Raw genomic sequence first — 24,085 nt, forward strand, 5'->3', positions numbered from 1 at the left:
TTCAAAATTGTTGTTACCAGCAGTATTCATTAATTCGCATCGCAAGCAATGCCGTCATTATCCCGATCAAGGTCATGTGGGTCTTGAGAAGGTCCTCCAGCTGCTTCGTACACGGACTGTGCTGAGGATTGCGATGAAAAGTCCCCACAGTCCAGATCAGGTCCAAATGGGTCATATTCCAGGTTAGATGCAGTATTCAGTTCCGCAGCCTCTGTATAACTGCTAGCCTCTTCCTCTTCCGCTTTAGCTTCTGCTGCCGCGATTTTTGACTCATATTCGGTCTTCATTTTCGCAACCGCTTCATCAACAGCTGCTTGTACAGTTGATTGATATTGTTTGTCTAGTTCCTCTTTCGCCTTTTTTATGGCGCTTTCTACATCAGCCGCTTTATTTTCCTCTAATGTAGTCAATTCTTGTTTTAGCTTGCCCACCGTTTCATCCATCTTTGATTCTATTTCATCCTTCTGGTCCGTTAGATCTTCAATTTTTTCTAAATTTGCTGTAATGATGGTGTCTTTCTTATTTTCTTCTTCAGCAGTCGCACGATGAATCTGAACTGTTCCCAAAATAAAAAGCAATAAAGCAGCCATTATAAATCCCATATTGAATACCAGTGGCTTCCGACGTTCACCTGATTCTCTTATGTACCTGAAAGTGAAAACAAAAAAACATACTGCACCAATTAGAAAAAACATTGAAGACATATACTTCCTCCTTAATTTTCCATCTAATGTCAATTCTAAATAACCCAGCATTGTTTAATCAACATATTTTTTTAACACAAAACAAGAACATTTGTTCTATAATAAGAAAGTAGGTGAAGGGAGGAATTTTTTATGACTATAAGAGACCGAGGTAAAGTTAAATGGCAATCGGCGTTTTTCATGCCAGAACACGTTTCGCTGCTGCGAGCCATGAAGACGGATTATCACAGGATTGATAAGCCAGTACTAGACGAGTACCAGATTGAAGAGTTCGAACAAAAAATGTGTTTAGCGATGGAATTTACATACCAAGTAAAAATCCAGGTTTGGAACGCAGGACGCATATTGGAGTATAAAGGGCTCATACTTAAGCTCGATGAGCTAAGTAAAAGAATATTTTAGAATCAGATGACGAAGGCATGAAAAAAATATTTTTTAGCGAGATTATCGGGATAGAAGTAGTGGAAGCTTAAAAGAAGTTTTTGTGGATAGAGCTTTTTCACAACGGCGCATAGTGTTAGATATTTCATAAACTTTTCATAATACATACGAAAAAACACCTTTCAAGAACGTTAATATTGTTCATAGGAGGTGTTTTTTTGTTTAAGTTAGAGTTTATTGACCGAATTACCGACGAAGTGTTTCGAGAAGTTACTTTCAACAGTCCGAAAGAAATGCACGCAATGCTTATACAATTTGATTTAAAAGAAGGAGAACAAATCAGTTTCTTTGATAAACAACTTAGAACTCTTTCAGCTAATTTTGTCGCTATCATTCCCTTTATTAATGGTGAGACAAAAGGTTTTCGGCTGTTGTTTGATGTATCGGTCGCAGAGAAGCAGCTTGAAATCTATTACAACGAAAAAAAATGATTTGATTTATTTTTGATCTGTTTCCTGGGTTATTTCACTTTTTATTAAACTCCAAGCTTCTTCTGGAGTGAGCAGGAGAGCCAGAGCTTTAAAGACGTTATCACATTGGTGCATAAACAGCTCCTGAAGTGATTCCTTATCCATCGGGAACCTCTTTGATGTAATTATCAGGACACGTTTAACTACTCCAGGGGCTAGGAATGTATTGCTTTTATCGTTTGGATTAAAGGGTCTGAAATCTTGTCTCACATGAAACTCATATTGCCCATTAATTTTTCCCGCGTTATTTGGACCGTTCACATCAATATATAAAACCTCTAAATAGGTTCTAAGGCTTAATTCATACTTCTTTAATTTATATAAGTGCTCAGCCATTCTTAAAGTGGTATTTCTGTATAACCCCCATTGTTGGTTGTTAGCGTGTAATATCCTCTCGTTCATAAGAAGATGCCACTCTACATCACTTTCGCTCGCTTCTTTCCCCCAATTATTACTCAGCTCTTGTTTCATTTTTGCGTGCCTTTTTTTCTCTTTCTGCCATTCGTCATATGTACCATTCTTTTTCGCCCATTCTACATCGAGATGTTCAGCCATTGTCTCTGTCGCAATAACACGAATCTTCTCCTCGCCTTCATCAAAAGGTAAGGTTCTTATATACATCTCCTGACTACATTTCGGGCACTTCTTTTTGCGGGACGGTGGTTTTTCCAAGGTAAATGCACAATATGGACATTCAGCACGCTCCAAGTGTATAAGACCAGTGTCAGTACCAAATTTATATTCAGGCTTAATATTTTTAATGTTGGTGAAGTTTTGTGATCTTTTCCCTTGTGGGGAAAGGAAAGATTTCAGCTTTTTAAAGATGCTCATATAAACTCCAATCTTCTTTACATTTGTTTATGTATGCCGCTTTCTTTTTTTAGAATGTCACTTCTTGTCTTGCTACTATTCACACGGTCTGAGTTCATAAATCCCTACGCCCCCCTATGAGATTTGGATTGGTGATATAGCGGTTAATTTTAGAAAGTAAAACATACAAAAGTAATGATATGAGAGTATCTTTACCACATTATTGATGATACTATACTAAAAACCGAGATGCCCAATATCAGAAAAAATCTAAGTTACCAAACCTGGACATCTCTTGATATCGCTGGATTTTCTTAAATTAACCTCGGTTTAGAGCTAGGTATCCGATATAATAATCCAATAAATTTCCATCATTTATATTTTTTACTATTCCTGACACTTAAACTCCTCCAGTTCTCTTTATTTTCCAAAGCGACAATAAGTTCAGGAAACTGGTCAATGAATAGAACTCCATATATTACATTATAGTAAACAGAAAAGAGCTTAGGGATAACTCAAAAAATGTCGGAATTATTTGGTGGCATATCAAGCTTTATTACTCTGGTCTCCTCTGTAATTCCGTTTATAACAAAAAAGCAGATGACCCACGGGTTATCTGCTTTTTTAATATCCTTTGTTATGCATCTTACTTCCGTAAAGTTACTTTGGTAAATAAACAAAAGTAACTTTATGGAAGTAAAGTACAGCCACATTGTTCCTTAAGTAAATTTAAGTCGGTTTACTTATTTATTACGATTGGATGGATTCCACGATTGATTCTGAGAAAGCACCTTAGCGATACGAAGCCCAGCCTTCGTTCATGATCTTTGTTTCCAGCTGCGGCCAAAAATAGAGCATTTCCTCACGCATCATGGTTAGAATATCACGCTGCCATTCCTCAAGCTCGCGGCTATATTGTTCAATGAAGAGCAAAATATCCTTTTCAGGCTGCGGCGGGAAAACCTTTTTAACCTTTCGGGGCTGAACAGACTGGATGTTCTTTTTATCTAGCCCCCAAAGATCATCGTATGGAGAGGATGCGGGTTTTTTCTCATCTTCCTCCTCTGCATCCCCTATGCTCCAGGAAAGCTTTGGCCGCACTAATGAAGGGTCGATATGTTCTTCAATCGCGAGGACTGCATCAAGGAATTGCTCAACCTCTTTTTTACCATGCTGGATTTCGTACTGGCGAATCCGGTCTGCGGTAGCAGCCATGCTCTCAACCATATCGCGCTTCGTGTTCTGGAATCGGACATTATTTTTAAAAAAGTCACAATGAGCCAAAACGTGAGCAACAATAAGCTTGTTCTGAATCAGTGAATTAGAGTCCAGCAAAAAGGCATAGCATGGGTCAGAATTAATTACCAGCTCATAAATTTTACTTAATCCAAGGTCATAGTGAAGCTTCATTTTGTGAAATTGTTTTCCAAAGCTCCAATGGGAGAACCTTGTAGGCATTCCATAGGCCCCAAATGTATAAATAATTTCAGACGGACATATTTCGTAACGCATCGGATAGAAATCCAGCCCAAACCCTTGAGCGATTTCCGTTATTTCACTAATCGCATACTCAAGGGCTTTTCTTTCCGATTGATTCATACGCATTTCCCCCTTTCCTTTACCACAATGTATGATACAAGGTACGGAAAATGACGTACAATTAACCCTCTAATATAAAAAAACCCCGCTATAATTAGCGAGGCTGCGTACTTTGCTGTGGAGTTTTTTCTTCTACTGTCAAATTCAGCAGTTTGTTGTTGGAAAGGCTATGAGCAATGGTCACTACCACTTCCCTTTCCTTGCCATCCTTTGTAACTTTAAATAAAAATGAATCAGCAACCTTGCCATTTCCGAGATCTTTTCTGCCTTGATATTGATATTCCGTTACATTAGCCTCTGGATAATCAGCCTGTACCACGGTTATAGCTATTTTTCCATACTTCTCGTAATCCGTTTTTTGGGCAAACGCTGATCCTTGGCCCAGGAACATCAGCAGGCATAGAGCAAGCATAAATTTCTTCATATATAACACCTCACCTTACCCTTATGATGCGATTATTTTCATCCAATTATTCTCCGGATCCACCCATATTTATTTAAGGATTTATCATCATAAAATACAGTCATAACCACCACATTTTGCATAGGAAGGGTTCTTCGCTTTTTGAACAAACTAAAAGTACTCCTTTAAAAGGAGGAGATAAATTGGATAAAGCAGAATATGACCGTGCGTTATATTACACACACCGCTCGGAATGGGATAACTTGTTAATATTAATGGTTAGAACAAAAGATGATTTCCTATCCAGAAAGATTGAACACTTCCTGCACGCTTATCATTTTGAGCATGATTATAAGGTAATCGAAAGCCATTTGTATGCTCTGCTTCGTTATATTGACCATGCCACAGAAATGACGTTTCAGGATATACTGCTTCATGGATAACCTGATAATTAGTTTTTACAAATAAAAAACAGGTATACACTATAGAGAATAAAGTTAATGGGATGGCTTTCATTCTCAAAGCGGAAATAACTGTTAATGTTAATAGCGAATAAAGAAAACTCTCACAACCGGCCCAAGTTTTATGGGCCGGTTGTTTATGTTTTATGAATAATCCTGAATGAAAATCTCCCTGCCTTCTTCGTATTCCGCGAAAAATACCTCTTTAATATTTTTCACTCCTTTTTGCTGAATGATCGATGTGAGCCATTGTTGGTCACGGCCTACCTTTTCCAAATTTTTCTTTACTACTTTTCCGTCAAGGATGAGTGCCAGCGGCAAGGAAATACTTTTATTCCCCATTTGAAAGTCCTTCCTGCTTGGGGTTTCTGACTCATAGCTTTTAAGCACACTAATCGTTCCGTTGGTTTCAAGAACGGCATATTCCACATCTCGAAGTGAAAATACATCTTTAGCCCTTAGTAAACACTGCAGCTGATTTAAGTCAAGATTATTGCTCTTCATAGTTTTATAATCAATTTTCCCTTTATTAATGACCAATGACGGGTCTCCCTCCAGAAGGGGCCTTGTTTTTTGAAACTTTTGGGTAATCTTCTCTAAAGAGTAGATGAGTCCCCCCCAAAGAACTATTGAAAAAAGTATTATTCCAACATGAACTTTAGGATCATACATGGCATTGCCAACCAATTCACCCAACACTAATACCGAAATAAAATCAAAAGTTGTTATTTGTGAAAGTTCTGTTTTACCCAAAACCTTAGTAAGAATGAATAATGCAATAAAACCACTTACAATCTCCAAAGCAATCCATGCATATTCCATTACGCTCACCACCTTTTTAGTAAGTTTGAACAATATAATATTTTTTCAAACATTAAGGCAGCACAGGATGCGTTCAATAATGAATTGCCGATCATGTCTAAGGATGTCCGGATGGATTAACAAATTGTTGTGACTGCTCTGAGGGCACCGGAATAATGAAAGAATAGGAAAAGCCGCTGCAGGAACCACTTTAGGCCTATTTCTGATTTATTAATGAAAAAAAGTAGTAAACCTTTGTAATCAACTTAAAAAAAGGTGCTCCTTTATCCAAGGAGCACCTGTTTTTATATCATCTTTTCGATGATGTTCATGAAACTATCGGTAACTTGTTTTAAATTCTCATCTGCTTCAGCTTCTGTTTTGCCCTGGACACCAAAATAAAACTTAATCTTCGGCTCAGTGCCTGATGGACGGAGGCAGCACCATGTTCCATCCTCCAGGAAATATTTTAGAACGTTCGACTTCGGAAGGAGGATTTCTTCCTTTAAATTTTCAAGCAATAAAGTTTTTGAGCTGCTTTGATAATCTTCTATCGCCACTATCTTTCGACCAGCAATTTGCTGCGGGGGGCTGGACCGGAAATTTAAAAGGATGTCCTGAATCTGCTGGGCACCGGAAATACCTTTTAAGGTTAGCGATCGCAGGCCCTCTTTATAATATCCGTACTTTTCAAAAACCCGAAGCAATCCTTCATATAATGACATACCCTGCTTTTTGTAAAAGGCACAAATTTCTACCGCCATTACGGAAGCTTGAATGGCATCTTTATCCCTTGCAAAATCGCTGATTAAGTAGCCATAGCTCTCTTCATAACCGAATAAAAATGCGTGTTCGCCAGTTTTTTCGAATTCATTGATTTTTTCTGCGATAAATTTAAATCCGGTCAATACATCAATGGTTTCAAGACCGTATCTGGAGGCTATTTCCCGGCCAATTTCAGATGTTACAATTGTTTTTAACACTGCCCCATTTTTAGGCAGGTTTCCTTTTCTCTGTTTTTGTTCAAGTAAGTAATCAAGGAAGAGTGCCCCAGTCTGGTTTCCGGTCAGGACAACATATTCACCCTGGTTATTTTTTACCGCAATGCCAAGACGGTCGGCATCGGGATCTGTGGCAATCAAGACATCGGCGTTTTCCTGCAGACCCTGCTTGATAGCAAGTTCAAAGGCTGCATGTTCTTCAGGATTTGGTGAAGAAACAGTCGAGAATTCCGGATCTGGAAGCTCCTGTTCTTTAACTATGGATACATTGGTGTAGCCGAGATCATGAAGTGCACGGCGGACTGATTTATTTGCCGTTCCATGAAGAGGAGTAAAGACAACCTTCACTTCAGCTTCCTTTGAAAGGCCCGGATTTACGGAAATGGTTAAAAGTTTCGCATTATATGCATCATCTATCTCTTCACCTATAATTTGAATTAAACCCTGTGCTTTTAAGGTTTCTTCATCCTCAACCTTAATTAACAGCTCATTCTCTACACCGTTAACATATTCGATTACCATGTCCGCCGCTTCGGGTGGAAGCTGTCCTCCATCCTTGCCATATACTTTATAGCCGTTATATTCAGGAGGATTATGGCTTGCCGTGATCACGATCCCCGCATACGCTTTCAAATATCGGACAGCAAAAGAAAGTTCAGGAGTCGGCCTCAGTTCATCAAAAAGATAAACCTTGATACCACGCGATGCCAAGGTCTTCGCTGCCTCCATGGCAAATTCCGGAGATTTATGTCTGGAATCATAAGCAATTACTGTTCCGCTCGCCTTTGCCTCTTCGCCAAATGATGCGATATATCTAGCCAGACCTTCCGTTGCTTTTCTTACAGTATAGACATTCATCCGGTTTGTGCCGGCACCTATCTCACCGCGCATTCCGCCCGTTCCAAACTCAAGATTTTTATAAAAGGAATCCTCGAGACTTTGCTCGTCCTTTTTCAATTCATCTATAATACCCCTGATTTCTTCGTCAAGAGATGGATACTCATCCCATAAAGTAAAAGTCTGTTTCCAGCCCATTTTTTCATCTCCATTCTTATGTACTCTTCGGCGAATATAAATCTCTATTTCTACGCCTTAGCGGTAAAATCCTTCAAAAGGTCTGATCTTGCCAATAAAGGCAAAGAGCAGACCCATAATTAATCATTTAGTTCCCAGTGTATATTTTATCTTATAAACATCTTGGCGTCGGTCCTTTAGTTGCCGTACAGTGCCTGATTGGCGCTGCCGCCGGAGCACTTCAAGGTCAACATCACCAATTAGCACCATCTCAATGTTAGGATTTGTTTCCCCAACTATGCCATCGCGAGCAAACTCGAAATCAGAAGGGGCAAAAATCCCGGACTGGGCGTATTGTACATCCATATTTTCTGTTTGGGGAAGATTTCCTACTGTTCCTGATATTACGGTATAAATCTGGTTTTCAACTGCCCGTGCCTGGGCACAGTACCTTACTCGTAAATAACCTTGCCGGTCTTCTGTACAGAAAGGGGTAAATATGATCTTGGCACCCATTTCTGTGGCAATACGGGCAAGCTCTGGAAACTCAATGTCATAGCAAATTTGAATCGCAATCCTGCCGCAGTCTGTATCGAAAACTTTTACTAAATCACCGCGGCTCACTCCCCACCATTTCCGTTCGTTTGGCGTAATATGGATCTTATATTGTTTTTCGATGGTACCATCCCGACGGAATAGGTAGGCTATATTATAGATATTGTCATCTTCCTCCATGACTACATGGGAACCGCCGATGATATTGACATTATAGCGAACAGCCAGCGTCGTGAACAGTTCAATATATTGTTCAGTAAACTCAGTTAGCCTCCTAATGGCCAGGCTGGGAGCGCGTTCATTCAAGAATGACATTAACTGAGTCGTAAACAGTTCTGGAAATACTGCAAAATCCGCATGTGCATCTGATGCCACATCAACAAAGTATTCCACCTGATGCGCAAAATCTTCAAATGAACTGATTTGCCGCATCATATATTGCACAACGCAAATGCGGACAGGCTGAGACGTTTTAAAAAACCGGTTTGTCTGGGGATGATATTCAACATTATTCCATTCCATAAGGGTAGCGTATTTATTCGATTGCTTATCATCCGGCAGGTAATTTCGGTTAATCCGCATGAGCGTAAAACCGTTTAATAGCTGAAATGATAGCACAGGATCATATATTTTATGGAGCTGGACCTCTTTAACATATTCCATAGGCGACATTTCATCAGCATATTTATGATAGTTGGGAATTCTCCCGCCAATGATGATGCTTTTTAAATTAAGTTGGCGGGCGAGCTCTTTCCGGGCTTCATAGAGACGGTGTCCAATTTTCATTCTGCGGTAATCCGGGTGTACCATAACCTCAATTCCATAAAGATTATAACCTTCCGGATTGTGATTTGTGATATATCCCTCATCCGTAATATCATCCCAAGAATGGCGGTCATCGTACTCATCGAAATTAATAATTAAACTTGAACATGATCCAATAATCTGCCCGTCATATTCAGCGCAGAATTGGCCCTCTGGAAAAATGTCTAAATGGCTCTCCAGCTGATCCCGCTGCCAAGGGTCCATCCCTGGAAAACAAAGAGCCTGAAGGGCAATAATCTCATCTATATCTTTATGCTCTATTCTTCTTATCTCCATTATTTTTTCAAACTTCTGCAAATCCAACTTATTCATCCTTGTGGCATCTCCTTGTCTATATAAAAGAAATCTTTTTATTTTACCCGTAGTGAGGAAAAAGGAAACTGAATTGCCCACAAAGAAGTTTATGATTATTCCTTTATTTTAGACGTTTTTCCATTTAACCTTAATGAGGCTAAGAGAGGCCAATTCCTACTGAATAACCAGAAAAATAGAAAAAAACATCAAAAGGGGTTCGGAATGAGACCATTCCGAACCCCTTTTGTCGTCAATCTGAGAGGAAAAGAATTTTTCCTGTTACTTTACAACAAAAAATTTATATTTTTTATAGTTATTCCGGCGGCATTTAAACCACTATTTTTGTTCCCTTTTTTTCGTATTTTATTTCAAGAACAGCCGTACATTCATTAAAATGGGAATGCACGCTGAATCATTGTCAGCTTCTTTATTTATGAAAACGGATATTCACGTGGTTGTTTTTGGACGGACAGCCATTTAACTGTTGTAAATTCATCAATGGCCCATTCACCGCAATAACGGCCAATTCCAGAGAACTTTTCCCCGCCGAAAGGAACATTTGGCTCTACGTTAATAGACTGGTCGTTCACATGAATCATGCCCGTTTTGATTTTTTTAGCGACATTGATGCCTCTTTCAATGGAACCTGAATATACCGCGCCGCTCAAGCCAAATGGCGTGCGATTTGCGACTTTGATTGCTTCTTCTTCACTATCAACTGGAATAATAACCGCCACAGGCGCGAACACTTCATTTTGAGCAACAGCCATATCATTCGTTACATCTGCTAAAATGATTGGTTGTACAACGTTTCCATCTACTTCCCCTTTTAAAATCACTCTTGCGCCCTCACCAATACTTTGTTCCACAAGGTTCAGCGCGCGGTCTACCTGCTTGCGATTAATTAGCGGACCAATAATTGTGTCGCTCTCTGCTGGGTTTCCGGCTTTAATTTTCAAGCTGGCCGCTTTAAATTTTTCCACAAATGAATCGTAAATCTTGCGGTCTACAATAATACGGTTAAGCGCGATACAAATTTGACCAGAATGCATATATTTACCAAATGCAGCGGCAGATACGGCAAGGTCAACATCTGCATCATCGAGAACGATAAGCGCATTGTTTCCGCCCAGTTCAAGTGCTGGTTTTTTCAAATTTTTCACGGCTAGTGAACCAACATGTCTGCCTGCTGCTGTTGAGCCGGTAAATGAAATAACCTGTGGGACAGGATGCTCTACAAAGTAATCGCCTACCTCTTCAAGATCCGCTGCCAAGACATTCAATACGCCTTTTGGAAGACCAGCTTCCTCAAAGAGTTTAGCGATGATAAGGCCGCCCGTGATTGGCGTCTGTGAATCAGATTTAACAACAATGCTGTTGCCTGTTGCAATGGCTGGAGCGACAACACGAATGGTTAAATAAAGAGGCCAGTTCCATGGTGTAATCGCTCCCACAACACCGATTGGATCACGATACACACGGTTTTCTTTTCCCGGAACGGCTGAAGCGCGGATGGATGCTTCCATTTGCAGCGGATATTTTGCCGCTTCTTTAAGGTCAGCAATGGAACAGCTGACTTCGACGTTTGCTTTTAATTGCGAGCTTCCTGATTCTTCAACTAAAAGCTGAACAAGCTCTTCTCTTCTCTCTTCAAATAAAGCAGCTACTTTTTCCAGCAGTTCCACACGTTCATAAGCAGAAGAAGCACCCCAATGCTCCTGCGCTTTTTCAGCCGTTTCATATGCTTCATTTATATCTTCTTTACTTGCATATTTAAACGTTGTCAGCACTTCATTATTATAAGGGTTTTCAACAACACACTCTCTGCTGCTTGACCCATCTTTCCACTCACCATTGATGATTAGCTTGTTCCAGTCTGTGTATTTCGCTGTTTTTGTTTCCAATATATTTTCCTCCTCTAATTAAGAAAGTTTTAAAATTGGCTTGATCGTTATTCCTGTTTCAGAATCTTCACAGGCTTGATTGATTTCTTCCAAAGAGTAAAATTTAATTAATTTATCAAATGGAAACTTGCCGTTTTTATACAAGTCAATCAATTTTGGAATATACGTTTGCGGCACACCAGATCCAAGCAAAACTCCTGTAACAGATCTTTCAAACAAAAGCGTATTAACATCTAATGAAACTTCTGTCCCAACCGGCGGTGCTCCAATGACCGCTGCCCTTCCCAGCGTTGCCAGGCAGTCAACAGCTTGACGCAGTACAGCAGGTATACTTGTTGTTTCAACAGAATAATTAGCGCCGCTGCCAGTGATTTTTTGAATTTCTTCTACTGTATTGACGACGTCTTTCGGGTTAATGGTATGTGTTGCGCCCAATTCCTTTGCAAGCTCTAAACGGCTTTCTTGAAGGTCGACCGCAATAATCGTTGTGCAGTTAGCGACGTTAGCAGCCATAATCGCACTTAAGCCTACAGAACCACAGCCAAATACCACAATGCTTGACCCTTCAGGCGGCTGCAATTTATTTAATACCGCACCACTGCCTGTTTGAATTCCACATCCAAGCGGACCTAAAATTTCCAGCGGCACATCTTTTGGAACTTTTACGACATTACGCTCTGACACAACGGAGTAGTGAGCGAAACTTGATTGACCGAAAAAGTTTGAAACGTCTTGATGGTCTTTGTGCAATCGGCATGTGCCATCTCCCATAGTGCCTGTGAAATTCAACTCAAAGAATGTATCACATGCATAAGGATTGCCTGACAAACATTTCGTACATTGCCCGCATGAACTAAAAGACAATACAACGTGATCACCAGGCTGTACACTCGTAACGCCTGTGCCGACTTCCTCCACAATACCCGATCCTTCATGACCGAGTACGGCCGGCAAAGGAACAGGATAATATTGATCCCTTACAATTAAATCCGTATGGCAAATACCGACCGCTTTAATACGGACCAACACTTCTCCATCTTTCGGTTTGTCGATCGTAATGTCATCAATCTGAAAAGGTTCCCCTTTTCCATACGTTACAGCTGCTTTTGCTAACACATGCTCCACTCCCTATCCTAAAGTAGTAAGCGTTTTCACATTTAATATATCTTGAATTTGAACTATTTAATTTCATTATTGTATTTTCATTATTTTAAATTTTTGCTTTTTTAAAATTAAGCCTACTATCTGGATAGAACTTGAAAATTACTTATCGAATATCATAAATGTGGCCCTGGCCGTAAGCAAGCAATTATAATAGCAAAGGAGGATTATATAAAAATGAGGGCAAATAACCCATGCAGGAAAAATTTCAAATCCCTATTGACTTTTTATTTTCAAATGGGTGAGAAACCTGTGAGGGGAAAACGGACTTCCGAAGGGCTTGGCTATGGGTTTTGTCGAAAAATGAAAATATCTTTTTGGCATATTTTCAGATAGAATGAAGTCAATAGGATGCCTGCCCTCATTCTTTCAGAATTGGGGAATGTGCTTCCATGAGAAAACGCAAAACTATGTCACTCAGTGAACCAAAACGCCTACAAAGCACAGGCAGAAGGCAAAGCTGCGCTCGTCACAGCTTGGATGCCGCTGATAAGGATGGTCGCCTTAGTTGGTTTCCTAGCCTTCGCCCATTATGTGCTTGGTGTAGACTTCGCACAATTTCAACCTATGGCTGAAATTAAAAATGTTACCTTAATTAGGTAAAAGCAACACCTAAAACAATTATAAGGAACTTATACCCGAAATATACGAGCCGTAAAGCCATGTGTAGGGATTGGCCCCCCGAAAATGGTATGCCGCCTATGGGCAGGGGTATAGAGTAAGGAAAAGGGTTCCTTCCCTGATATGTTTATTTCCATGAAAAAAGCCCTCTGGTCAGGAGGACTTTCTTTCTGCCCACTCATAATTGGTCGATTGTGAGTGTTGAGGCGGATAAACTTTGTACGGACTTTCGATCCATACGAAAAGGTAACGTTCTGAACAACGCGCTCCGAACTCCACTCGGGTTCGCATGTCGAAAACAACTATGTCAATATCAGTACAACAGTCCCGACCCTGTTGTAAACAAAGAAGTTTTATACAATTGTAGACATTCGTTCGACAAACCAACCGAATTCAGCGAATTTCGCCTTTTTGTCATGCTTCTAGCGAGCTCATACGCAAAGATAGAACCCTTTTCGTGGTCTACGGAATACTGAAGTCCTCAATTCCCAGTCTAAATAGCGCATTTCCTGTTCGAGTGATTCGATGGCCATTCTAATTTCGATATGTCAACAATTAAATCGATATATCGATTTACATCGTTTTTGAATCGGGATACACGTTAAAAACGGTCAATACCGTCTAGTAAGTTTTTCATTTTTTAGTCCTCCTTTAGTGATTTTGAAATATCTTTTTCTACTTTGTTTCCTCCAACGGCCCCAGTAGCCAAACCTGATCCAGTCCCAAGAAAACTTCCGATTGCAAAACCAAGTCCGGCTCCTGCGGGACCACCCAAAACAAATCCAACGAAACAGGAACGTTCCTTTATATTGGGCGGCCGCCCTCACTTCACGAGCTTCGCTTCCTGGAATGAATATGCTAAAGAGAACGGCTTACCTTCCGCTGGCACCTTTGTACGGCATTTTGGAAATTGGAATGAGGTAAAAAAATATCTCGATCTCCCCATAGATATATTAAAATCCAAACATTACACAAAGGAAATGATTGATGAAGTGTTGCGGGAACATGGGAAAAAATCTGATTTCTCGAAAACAATTTGATGAATATGCAAAGATACATGAACTACCTACCTATAAAACACTGCGCAACTATTTTACTTGGGAATAAATTCCAAAAAAGCACAAGAAAAATAAACGTTTTAATCTTACAGAGCAGGATCTCTTGAACTATGGGAAAAAGCATTATGAAGTCTTTCCATCAGCAAGTAAGAGCAAATGGGATGATTACGCTAAAGAAATGATCTCCCATCAGTAGCGGCGTTTATACGAATGTTTGGAACATGGAAGAAAGCTAAGGTAGCTGTTACGGCTTATAGGAATAATCATGTTACTAAAAAATAAATTAAGGTCAGCAAAAGAGCGTAATAAGAAGAAAAGGAACTATGCGGGCACAAATGATTGGCTTATTTAATATTAAGGATTAATAAAAGAGAAGGATTACTCCTCCTCTGAATGATCCCCACACTAGGCCGGTTTCACAATAATTAAAACCATAGTCCAGTAAAATAGAAAACTTGAGTTCTGATAGCAAGGGAGATTAAAGCATAGGCATCATCCAATTCAACAGATGAACAATCCCTTGTGGACAACCATTAAGGTCAGAAATCACAGGAATGAAACTATAACCTGGAAACTTGCCATCTTTTATTATGAATAGTTGCTGAGTTTCCTTCTCTGTTTTTACAACATACTTGGCTGTACCATACCTGTGTTGAAATAGGGACCTCCCTCCATACAGCACTATAGGGACAATCCCCATTATTAGGCTCATATTTCTTCAGGGGTTAATAGCAGTAAATTGAATGGTAAAAACAGAACCCTTCCCAAGCTTACTTTCTACGTGCACTTTTCCTTTCATTGATTCAATTAACTGAAAAGAAATCGTAAGACCGACACCGGTACCTTTCTCTTTTGTGGTATAAAATGGGGTTCCGATTCGTTTTAGTTGGCTGCCTGTCATTCCCTTACCATTGTCCTTAATCTGGATGATGACTTTACCAGTCTTTTCAAAGATATTGACAACAAGTTCTCCCCCTGCATCCATAGATTCAATTCCATTTTTTATGATATTAACCAAAACCTGCTTTATCTCGTCTTTGCTTCCTTTGATAAAAAGGGAGTCCTGGATAGACGCCTTAATGCTTATGTTCTGTATAGTTGAATAAGATCTCATCAACTCTAAGGTTTTGTTGACTTCTTCAGAAATATTTATAGAATGTTGATCTTCCGATTGAGGCTTAGCTAATGATAAATAATCACTGATAATTCTTTCGGCCAGTTTGAGTTCACTAAGAGCAATATCTATGTATTCGTTTCTTTTTGAGTTATCCAAAGTATTATCGTTCTTGATAAACTGTAAAAACCCGCGTATAGTCGTCATGGGATTCCTAACCTCGTGGGCTACAGATGCTGCTAGTTGGCTGATAACGTTTAGTCTTTCAGCTCTTTGGATTTCCTTTTGGAACGCTGTATGTTGATTCACTTTTTCGATTAGTAGGATAGTGGCCATCAAAAATAGCCAAGTAATAAAATAAAACATCATTGTAAACAAAATTAATTGTATTTGATTAAACGCGCAAAGAGTTAATCTTCCCAATATTGTAACAACCCAATACAGCACACTAACTCGGATCACTTTCTGTTTTAATTTTATTACCTCATAGTCTCGAGAGAAAAATAGTAGAATCATAGTAAGGATAGAAGAATTGATCAAAGCTACATAAAACCCATTGCCACCAATAAAGAACCTATATATCAATAATACTGCTACTAAAATGAAACCTGGCTTTACTCCACCATATAAAAAAGCAACAATAAGGGGAATATATCTGAAATCAAATTGATAATCATTCGAGAATTCAACGGGTAAAGACATGGTGAGTAATAACATACAAAGGAGAACAATGAGTAGTTTAGAGTTTGGTTTACTCCGCTTCGCAGAATCTTCTTGGAAAAACAAGTAATATAAAAAGATTGGAATAAATACTATTGAAACATGATTTAAAACTTGTTCAAATTCAATAACCATGTTGTCTCCTCCAAAGGGAAATTGCTAGAATACAATCGTTTAAAGCCAGAATAAAATACAACATATATTCTATTATATCGAGATCGATTGCTATATATAAAAATCTCGACAAAAACCAACAACTCATTGTGGAAATAGAAATTAAAAAATTCATTAAACGTTCACAAAAGCGTTTACCTATAGTGACAGGAAGCATGCCAGTTTGGAAAATTTGGAATCCTTCTTTGAGTCAAAGGAATCTAATCCCATAGAAAAAAATACCAGCCTTTCTAAAATGGAAAACAAATTTAGCAATATATTCAAAAAGGACCTGTGAGTTAAATATATATAAGGACAAATAGCTACCGGTAGGTAAAGCCTGTATGGTTGATTACCAAGTAATCGTTGATACAGTTTTTTTTAATTCTTATTAAACTAACGCACCCGTTAGCCATTCATGTAGCGCAAAATCGGCGCTACACCACAGAGAATGAAAATGGATTAGGCAGTCTATACTGTTTTAATGCTGGCGAAGAAGTTCTTTCAACTATGGTGCCTTTGAGCCCATCCGTTAGTCTGACTCCAACGACCACGGTGTACCACCGACTGTCGCGCCCTTAGGGGTAGCACTCATGGGAGATTATTCCTTATTCTGGTTGTTGCGCCAGCTTGACATTGATTATATTTCTTAGTAGATGGGTGTCTTTTACTTTCAATTTACCAGCCAACCTTATATGCGATCTTTCAAGAGGCTCAGCCTTTTTTTAAAAACTGGTTTTTCTGGGTCTTCCTTTGTATGCCCTTTTTAGTTTTTATTTTCATGGGAGTTTAATAAGGACTCTGGACATAAGTTTTGGTTATAAAAGGACAATATATCTATAAAAAGAGCGTAAAGATTGTTATAAATTAGGGCATTCTACTAATTGAAGAAATAAACAGCAAAAGCACGGTAAAGGATGTGATTAATATGACGAATGACATTATTGTTGAGGAATTAAATACTTTACTGAAAGGAACTTACATGGGAGTACGTGCCTTTGAGCATTATATATCAAATCTTGATAATACTGAATTGAGGGAGAACTTCCAAACTATTCAACAGGAGTTAAAGCAGAATGCCTCCAAAATAGCTGAGCGTATTCAGAACCTTGGAGGAATTCCAGCCGACGGTGAAGGGATTTCTGGTTCGATGCAGAGCTTCATGCACAAAGTAATGCTTCCTGATGATACCAAGAATATCATTGAGGATGCGTTAGAAGGATTAGATAAATATGGAGTACATTATTCAGAGGAAATCGTTAAAGGAGATTTAGATGAAACAAGCAAAAAAATTGTTGAAGAAGTTATTAACACGAACCGCAGACATGTTGAAAAGTTAAGCCAACTTCTCCATTAAAACTTGAATAGGACCATTACAGCCATTTGATGGTCCCTCCTTGTACCTTCATACTTCTTCATCCCTCCTGCACACGCAACAAAATGGTTAGTTAAACTATAACAATGTTATTTATCCTGCTTGTTCAACTACCCCCTTTACCCCCCCATCCAGCGCAAACTCAGCGCTGCACCACAGAGAATGAAAATAGATTGAATCCGTCCATACTGTTTCTATGGCTGGGAGAGGAGTGTCGATGAACTATGGTGCCTTAGTGCCCATCCTTTAGTCTGACTCCAACGACCGCGGTGCACCACAGACTGTCGCTCCCTTACAGGAAGCACTCTGGTAGATTAATCCTAATTCTGATTGTTGCACCAGCCTCCAACTTAATAGCCTGGAAAGGTAAATTTCAAATGGATGTAATCATTGAAAGAGCATGTGGCTTATATGTCCATAAGGACCATCACTGCTTGTATTATGACTTCAGAAGGAAAGGAGGTTCAAACATTTTCTACTAAAACGGTTCTTTTATTAAAGTTATTGGAGTCGATCAAGGAGAATAGTTATACTCACGTGGCAATGGAAAGCACCAGTGTTTACTCGAAACCTATCGTTAACTTATTAGAGTCCGAAGGAATAGAGTTTTTAGTCGTAAATGCTCAACATATGAAGGCCCTTCCGGGACGTAAAACGGATGTCAAAGATGCCGAATGGATAGCTCAACTTCTTCGTCATGGGCTTTTAAAGGCAAGTTTCATTCCTGATCGGAATCAACGAGAACTGCGAGAAATAGTGCGTTATTGACGAAGTATCATTGAAGAGCGAGCTAGAGCACAATCGGATTCAAAAGGTTTTAGAAGGAGCGAATATAAAACCAGGTTCTGTGGTTTCTGATATTATGGGTGTTTCATCAAAGGATATGCTTCGAGCCATTGCGAATGGTGAAGATGATCCTGAAAAACTAGCAAACTTCGCGTGACGTACATTTAAAAAGAAAAAAAGAAGAACTTGAGCTAGCTCTTCAAGGTTATATTAATCCGCACCAACGCTTAATGTTGAAAACCATTCTAGCTCACATTGATTTTCTTTCTGAACAAATTGAAACCCTAGATCAAGAGATCGCCCAAAGAGTGAGTTTATATCAGGAAGATATTGAAAGACTCGATTCCATTCCCGGTATTGCCACAAGAATGGCTGAGCAAATTCTAGCTGAAATTGGAACAGATGTTAAGAATCAGTTCCCTACTGCCGCACACTTATGTTCGTCGGCTGCCTTAGTACCCGGACACAACGAAAGCGCTGGCAAAAGAAAATCTAGCAAATCAAAAAAGGGAAACAAGTATCTAAGATCTGCTCTAACGGAAGCAGCTCAATCAGTAAGAGGCTCGAAAAGCTATCTGGGCGCACTGTACATACGTACAGCTGGAAGGAAAGGAAAGAAAAAAGCTGCAATTGTCGTTGCACTTGCGATGTTACGAATCGCATATTACCTTCTCGTACGAAAAGAAATGTATATAGATCTTGGAGAGATTATTTTGATAAACAAAGACAAGTTTCAATTGTACGCCATTCCGTTCGAAGACTATAAAACCTAGGTTATACTGTAACAATTTCCGAATTATCCTAATCCATCTATCTTAACCATAAAACCTCAACCAGGCGCTCTCTCTTAGAAAAAAAACAGAATGAGCTGCGTCTATTTAAGTATTGCCTTTTTTCCAACGTTACAGAAGTTGATTTTCATGGTAGTTCAATAAGAAAAGCTGCCTAAAACATGCACCCGATTGTTGAAAAATGAAAGACAAGTATCAAACCTAAAACAAATACATAGAACATCCTATCAATTTGCTACATCTTTCGTATACAACCATATTTGAATTTCAAGAAAATAAACACCGTCGAATAATAAATCTATTTTTTTACCCGCACCGGAACACAATTTTTACTCATGCGAGATTTTTATAGTTTCATTTTAACTGTACACAATTCATCGTCAAAACACGTTTTATGTACAGTGGAATTATTATGTACATACAAATCATAATGACGCATGGTGCACAAGCGAAAGGATAAAAATTTATTTTTGTACATCGATATTTATAGAGATACTTTCAGTTCATTATAAACTCACTAACGTCAAACGATTTTTCGCTCTTTTGAAGAAGCATAGGAGAAACAAACATTTTACCACCTCACAATAATAGTAGCATGGTATTGCTTCTTTTGACCTATCAAGGAATGTGGCAATTTATATCCCGGCTACCCTTTTCTTGCACTTCTTTTACTCCTCATGGGATAGTTTAGTACATCTCTCTCTTGATGTCGTTTGTTTACCCGTTTGGTTAAATCACCTAAAACGGTCCAGCAGTTTTCTTTAAGCATCCGACAATTGGTACTGCAATTATGCCGGCCATTACAACTTGCAAAACGTTTCCGGGGACGGAACCGATTTACGGCAGAAAAACAGGAGCTATAGCAGGCGCCTTTGGAATGTATTTTTTATTGAAATATGAAAAAATACCTATATAATATTAAATTAGCAGTCCGATAGTCACTATTAGATAATAACAACAATAAGGGGGGGTTCTACTTGGAAGCATACTATGTTACATACCAAATTTCTCTTGTCGTCCTTTCCATTATCATTGCAATAATTGCCTCCTATGCTGCCTTAGCTTTAAGTGTTCAATTAATTAAAGCTAAAGGTTTAAATCGGTATATTTGGCTATGGACGGGAGCATTTGCCATGGGCATGGGCATATGGGCCATGCATTTTATTGCCATGCTTGCTTTCCATTTATCCATACCTGTCTCATATAATAAAACATTAGTCATCATTTCTATTATCCCAGCCATTATATCTTCTGGAATAGCTTTTTTTATTATCAGCAGACCTACTATGATGGGGAAAATACACGTCATTTTGGGAGCATTTTTTATGGCCACAGGAATTGTATCCATGCATTACACTGGAATGGATGCAATGGAGATGGGAGCAATGATAGAGTATAACCCATTATTATGGATACTTTCAGCAGTCATTGCCTTTGTAGCTTCGCTAGTGGCATTATATTTGTTGTTTTTTATAAGCCAAAATCACAATACGCCACGTATGTGGTGGAGAAAATCGGGCAGTTCCCTCATTATGGGAATAGCCATATCCGGGATGCATTATACAGGGATGGCGGCGGCAAAGTTTAAGGTACATCCTCATGGGAACACGTCAGTATCATTATTTGACAGCTCGACTCTGGCTTATTGCATTGGAATTGGTATGTTTGTCATTTTCGGGTTAGTTTTCATAAGCATTTATGTAGATAAGAAATTTGAATCCCAATCCATTAAGTTTGAGAGCAAGTTCCGTTCTGTTATAGAATCGGCTACAGATGCTATTATTTTAGCCGATCGGAAAGGCAACATGATTTCGTGGAATACGGGTGCGGAAGGTATGTTTGGATATAAAGATAAAGAAGTAATAGGTAAAAACTTAGAAATGATCATTTCGGAAAGTTATAGGAAATCTCATCAAAGCGGGATGAAACGATACCTTGCCACTCAGAAACCACAAGTTGTCGGACACACGGTTGAATTAGAAGGGTTGAAAAAGGGAGGACATATCTTTCCCATTGAACTATCCCTCGCCACTTGGAAAGAAGGAGAAAATATATATTTTAGCAGTATCATAAGGGATATTACGGAACGGAAACAGTCTGAGAAAAAAATTAATCAAATGGTATATCGTGACTCCTTGACCGGTTTGCCTAATCGACGCCTATTAAATGACCGTCTTAGCCAAGCTTTAGATCAAGCAAACGAAAATAAACGAACACTTGGTGTTATGTTTTTAGACCTCGACCGTTTCAAATATATAAATGATACACTTGGCCACGCTGCAGGAGATCAGCTTTTAATAGAGGTAGCTAAACGAATTCAGGCCTGTGTAGCAAAATCAGATACAGTTTGCCGCCAAGGCGGGGATGAGTTTATTGTCCTTATTCCACATTCTAATGCTGATAAACTGACTAAAATTGCTCAACAGATTGTGGATGTCTTTAATAACTCAATCGTCTTAAACGAACATGAAGTATTTATTACACCATCAATTGGAATTTCTTCATACCCGTCTGACGGAAGAGATGCAGAAACATTGATTAAAAATGCCGATACAGCCATGTATCGAGTAAAAGAGCAGGGAAGAAACAGCTTTGAGTTTTATACTCCAGAGATGAATGAGGCTATATCTAAGAAAATGAAGCTTGAAATTGGTTTGCGAAAAGCGTTAGATCAAAATGAGCTGAAATTAGTTTATCAGCCGCAAATGGATGTGAAGACAGGAAGATTATGTGGGGTGGAAGCCCTCATTCGCTGGCATCATCCCGAGTGGGGAATGATTTCTCCTGCTGATTTTATTCCATTGGCGGAAGAAACCGGATTAATTTTACCTATAGGGGAATGGGTGCTTTACCAAGCCTGCGTTCAGAATAAGACTTGGCAGAAGGATGGTTATCCCAGTTTACGAATGGCTGTCAATATTTCTTCACGTCAATTTCAGCAAACTAACTTTGCAGAGACGGTAAGAAAAATATTGAAAGAGTCGGGACTGGACCCAGTGCATTTGGAACTTGAGCTTACCGAAAGTATAATTCAAGACTCTGCACATGCAATCTCAACAATGCATACGTTGAAGGAAATGGGTATCCATTTATCTATAGATGACTTTGGAACAGGCTATTCTTCATTAAGCTATTTGAAGACATTTCCTATCGATACATTGAAGATTGATCAGTCATTTACCAGGAATATTTTTATTAATCAGAAGGATGCCTCACTTGTTAGTACAATTATCAATATGGCTCATAATTTGGATCTGAAGGTGATCGCTGAGGGTGTTGAGACAATAGAACAACTTCATTTTCTCCAGCAAGAAAAATGTAACGAAGCACAAGGCTACTTCTTCAGCAGGCCAATTCCAGCTGAAGAGATGAATACTATTCTTCAACAACAACTCATAAACGAGCCAAAAATATAAAAATTTAATTTTAAGGGAAGCGAAAGTATGGCTGAAATTCATACACCATTCGGCAGACTTTTCACCAAATTGCAAGTATAAGATAAAAATAGCCAATAGGCGATAAGTAGAAACTTACCGCTTATTAATTTCTAATGTTGGTTCACATAATTGTAATATAAAAAAATGAAACTGCTTATTGGTTATCATTTTTAGGGTTGCTTTCGCTTCACTTTTCAATTCGCTCATGGTTTCTTTCCATTGAGTGAGAAATTTCCCGTCGACAATAAGTGGATTCAGCTTGCCCGCCTCGTGAAAAGTAAGGTGATCAATGATCTTTACTTCCACTGTATCCGGATCAATTTTCAACCGTCATTATATCAGCAACAAAGACGTATGTGACAGATGAATTAATCATATCCTGCACATTCGGTGCTTGGGCCACTTCAGCTAATTACATAAAAAAAGCAGAAATTTTGACAGTGATATTTACAAATTGAAATAATTACTTTTTATTATTACAATAAAGTGAAACTGCTAACATGGAATTTGATTTTGGTAAAGAGGTGGAATGTAAATGGGCTCAAATAACAGCCGAAGCGACAACTTGCTTTTTTTTGCATGGGCCACTTCAGTGACCGCAATGTTCGGCAGCTTGTATTTTTCAGAAATTAAACAATTTGAACCATGTGAACTATGCTGGTACCAGCGGATATTAATGTACCCCTTAACAATCATTCTTGGCATTGCAGCTGTTAAAAAGCATTACTGGATCAGCCTTTATTCTATGGTAATTTCGGGCATCGGCATTTGTATTTCCGGCTACCATTATCTTATTCAAAAGGTGGCTTTTTTCTCTGAGGCTGCCCCCTCATGCGGAAGAGTCCCTTGTACTGGCCAATATATTAACTGGCTTGGATTTATCACTATTCCTTTTCTTTCACTAACCGCCTTTATCATTATTTTTATTTGCAGTATTTTGATTTGGTCTAAAATCCGGGAGGTAGCTAAGTGAAAAAAATTATCATTTTTCTTGTTGTCATTATCGGCCTATTCGCGGCCATAGCCATTATTAATAATACACAGCAAAAAGAAAAATCCGAGGATAACCCATACGGTAAAGATACACTCCGGGCATCTACTGTTGAACAATTGGATGATCCTAACTATCAGAACTTAATTTTGCCTGATGCACTTAAGGATAAATTGGACAAGGAAGAAAATGTCACAGTTTATTTTTACAGCCCAGAGTGCCCGCATTGTATCAAAACTACACCAGTCGTTAATCCTGTTGCAAAAGAAATGAATATTGACCTTGTGCAGTATAATCTTCTTGAGTTTGAAGAAGGATGGGATGATTATCAGATAAAATCAACCCCAACCATTGTCCATTACGAAAAGGGCAAAGAAAAGGCACGAATCGTCGGTTCCCACAAAGCAGAAGAATTTAAGGACTTTTTTCAAACAAACATAAAATAGCCCAAATTAAAAATCCCTGTCAGATGCAGTGACCCCATAAAGTTAGACAGGTTATTTGCATAAGGCAGCTTGTAAGGTCTGAACTCGGTATTGAACCGGGCTCAGGCCTTTTAGTTTTGCCTTAATACGTCTGTAATTGTAATAATCGAT

Annotated in this window: 18 protein-coding genes and 2 pseudogenes; 8 read left to right on the top strand and 12 right to left on the bottom strand. The window is 38.9% G+C overall.

What is annotated here, in order from left to right:
- Positions 1–29: 29 nt before the first annotated feature.
- On the bottom strand, positions 30–704 hold the full coding sequence (locus tag CVD28_RS11625) for an excalibur calcium-binding domain-containing protein (protein ID WP_219621193.1): 675 nt from the start codon (positions 702–704) through the stop codon (positions 30–32).
- Between the two features lie 132 nt (positions 705–836).
- On the opposite strand from CVD28_RS11625, the gene CVD28_RS11630 reads away from it, so the two are divergent.
- Together CVD28_RS11630 and CVD28_RS11635 are read left to right on the top strand one after the other, a co-directional pair.
- Positions 837–1,106: a YolD-like family protein gene (locus CVD28_RS11630; protein WP_101592544.1), complete on the top strand. Its 270-nt coding sequence runs from the start codon at positions 837–839 to the stop codon at positions 1,104–1,106.
- 197 nt (positions 1,107–1,303) lie between these two features.
- Positions 1,304–1,576 carry a hypothetical protein gene (locus tag CVD28_RS11635; protein WP_101592545.1) on the top strand — a complete coding sequence of 91 codons (273 nt, stop codon included), beginning with the start codon at positions 1,304–1,306 and terminating at the stop codon, positions 1,574–1,576.
- 6 nt (positions 1,577–1,582) lie between these two features.
- Here CVD28_RS11635 and CVD28_RS11640 read toward each other — a convergent pair whose 3' ends face one another.
- The 3 genes and pseudogenes from CVD28_RS11640 to CVD28_RS11650 all read right to left on the bottom strand — a co-directional run bounded on the left by CVD28_RS11640 (position 1,583) and on the right by CVD28_RS11650 (position 4,448).
- Positions 1,583–2,446 (bottom strand): hypothetical protein, encoded by an 864-nt coding sequence (locus tag CVD28_RS11640; protein ID WP_101592546.1) that lies wholly within the window; start codon positions 2,444–2,446, stop codon positions 1,583–1,585.
- Positions 2,447–3,223: 777 nt separating this feature from the next.
- Positions 3,224–4,024, bottom strand: a pseudogene (locus tag CVD28_RS11645) (SpoVR family protein); the annotation flags it as partial.
- A gap of 94 nt (positions 4,025–4,118) precedes the next feature.
- Positions 4,119–4,448: a DUF3889 domain-containing protein gene (locus CVD28_RS11650; RefSeq protein WP_101592548.1), complete on the bottom strand. Its 330-nt coding sequence runs from the start codon at positions 4,446–4,448 to the stop codon at positions 4,119–4,121.
- A 182-nt stretch (positions 4,449–4,630) separates the two neighbouring features.
- On the opposite strand from CVD28_RS11650, the gene CVD28_RS11655 reads away from it, so the two are divergent.
- On the top strand, positions 4,631–4,870 hold the full coding sequence (locus CVD28_RS11655) for a YhdB family protein (RefSeq protein WP_101592549.1): 240 nt from the start codon (positions 4,631–4,633) through the stop codon (positions 4,868–4,870).
- Between the two features lie 162 nt (positions 4,871–5,032).
- Here the strand turns inward: CVD28_RS11655 and CVD28_RS11660 are convergent, their stop codons facing one another.
- The 6 genes from CVD28_RS11660 to CVD28_RS11700 all read right to left on the bottom strand — a co-directional run bounded on the left by CVD28_RS11660 (position 5,033) and on the right by CVD28_RS11700 (position 16,091).
- Positions 5,033–5,710: a DUF421 domain-containing protein gene (locus CVD28_RS11660; RefSeq protein ID WP_101592550.1), complete on the bottom strand. Its 678-nt coding sequence runs from the start codon at positions 5,708–5,710 to the stop codon at positions 5,033–5,035.
- A gap of 284 nt (positions 5,711–5,994) precedes the next feature.
- A complete protein-coding gene (locus CVD28_RS11665; protein WP_101592551.1) occupies positions 5,995–7,725 on the bottom strand; it encodes a phospho-sugar mutase in 1,731 nt (576 codons plus the stop codon).
- 123 nt (positions 7,726–7,848) lie between these two features.
- Positions 7,849–9,396: a GNAT family N-acetyltransferase gene (locus CVD28_RS11670; RefSeq protein ID WP_101592552.1), complete on the bottom strand. Its 1,548-nt coding sequence runs from the start codon at positions 9,394–9,396 to the stop codon at positions 7,849–7,851.
- Between the two features lie 413 nt (positions 9,397–9,809).
- On the bottom strand, positions 9,810–11,285 hold the full coding sequence (locus CVD28_RS11675) for an aldehyde dehydrogenase family protein (RefSeq protein ID WP_101592553.1): 1,476 nt from the start codon (positions 11,283–11,285) through the stop codon (positions 9,810–9,812).
- Between the two features lie 15 nt (positions 11,286–11,300).
- Positions 11,301–12,398, bottom strand: a complete 1,098-nt coding sequence (locus CVD28_RS11680) for an NAD(P)-dependent alcohol dehydrogenase (RefSeq protein ID WP_101592554.1) — start codon at positions 12,396–12,398, stop codon at positions 11,301–11,303.
- 2,442 nt (positions 12,399–14,840) lie between these two features.
- The gene (locus CVD28_RS11700; protein WP_101592558.1) at positions 14,841–16,091 is read right to left on the bottom strand and encodes an ATP-binding protein; all 1,251 of its coding nucleotides are present in this window, start codon (positions 16,089–16,091) and stop codon (positions 14,841–14,843) included.
- Between the two features lie 946 nt (positions 16,092–17,037).
- Here CVD28_RS11700 and CVD28_RS11705 point away from each other — a divergent pair.
- The 3 genes and pseudogenes from CVD28_RS11705 to CVD28_RS11720 all read left to right on the top strand — a co-directional run bounded on the left by CVD28_RS11705 (position 17,038) and on the right by CVD28_RS11720 (position 22,477).
- Positions 17,038–17,466, top strand: a complete 429-nt coding sequence (locus CVD28_RS11705) for a DUF2383 domain-containing protein (RefSeq protein WP_101592559.1) — start codon at positions 17,038–17,040, stop codon at positions 17,464–17,466.
- 395 nt (positions 17,467–17,861) lie between these two features.
- A pseudogene (locus tag CVD28_RS11710) lies at positions 17,862–19,036 on the top strand (IS110 family transposase).
- A 1,002-nt stretch (positions 19,037–20,038) separates the two neighbouring features.
- On the top strand, positions 20,039–22,477 hold the full coding sequence (locus CVD28_RS11720) for an EAL domain-containing protein (RefSeq protein WP_180954128.1): 2,439 nt from the start codon (positions 20,039–20,041) through the stop codon (positions 22,475–22,477).
- A gap of 114 nt (positions 22,478–22,591) precedes the next feature.
- On the opposite strand, the gene CVD28_RS11725 is transcribed toward CVD28_RS11720, so the two are convergent.
- A complete protein-coding gene (locus tag CVD28_RS11725; protein WP_101592560.1) occupies positions 22,592–22,825 on the bottom strand; it encodes a hypothetical protein in 234 nt (77 codons plus the stop codon).
- Between the two features lie 208 nt (positions 22,826–23,033).
- On the opposite strand from CVD28_RS11725, the gene CVD28_RS11730 reads away from it, so the two are divergent.
- A complete protein-coding gene (locus CVD28_RS11730; RefSeq protein ID WP_101592561.1) occupies positions 23,034–23,471 on the top strand; it encodes a disulfide oxidoreductase in 438 nt (145 codons plus the stop codon).
- Entirely contained in the window at positions 23,468–23,935 is a 468-nt protein-coding gene (locus CVD28_RS11735) for a thioredoxin family protein (protein WP_101592562.1), read from the top strand. The genes CVD28_RS11730 and CVD28_RS11735 overlap by 4 nt, the downstream gene beginning before the upstream one ends.
- Before the next feature lie 51 nt (positions 23,936–23,986).
- Here the strand turns inward: CVD28_RS11735 and CVD28_RS11740 are convergent.
- Positions 23,987–24,085, bottom strand: a 99-nt coding sequence (locus tag CVD28_RS11740; RefSeq protein ID WP_142384765.1) for an IS3 family transposase, incomplete at its 5' end; no start/stop codon positions are given.

Origin of the sequence: Bacillus sp. M6-12 (assembly GCF_002860285.1) — a bacterium.
Lineage (GTDB): Bacteria > Bacillota > Bacilli > Bacillales > DSM-1321 > Peribacillus.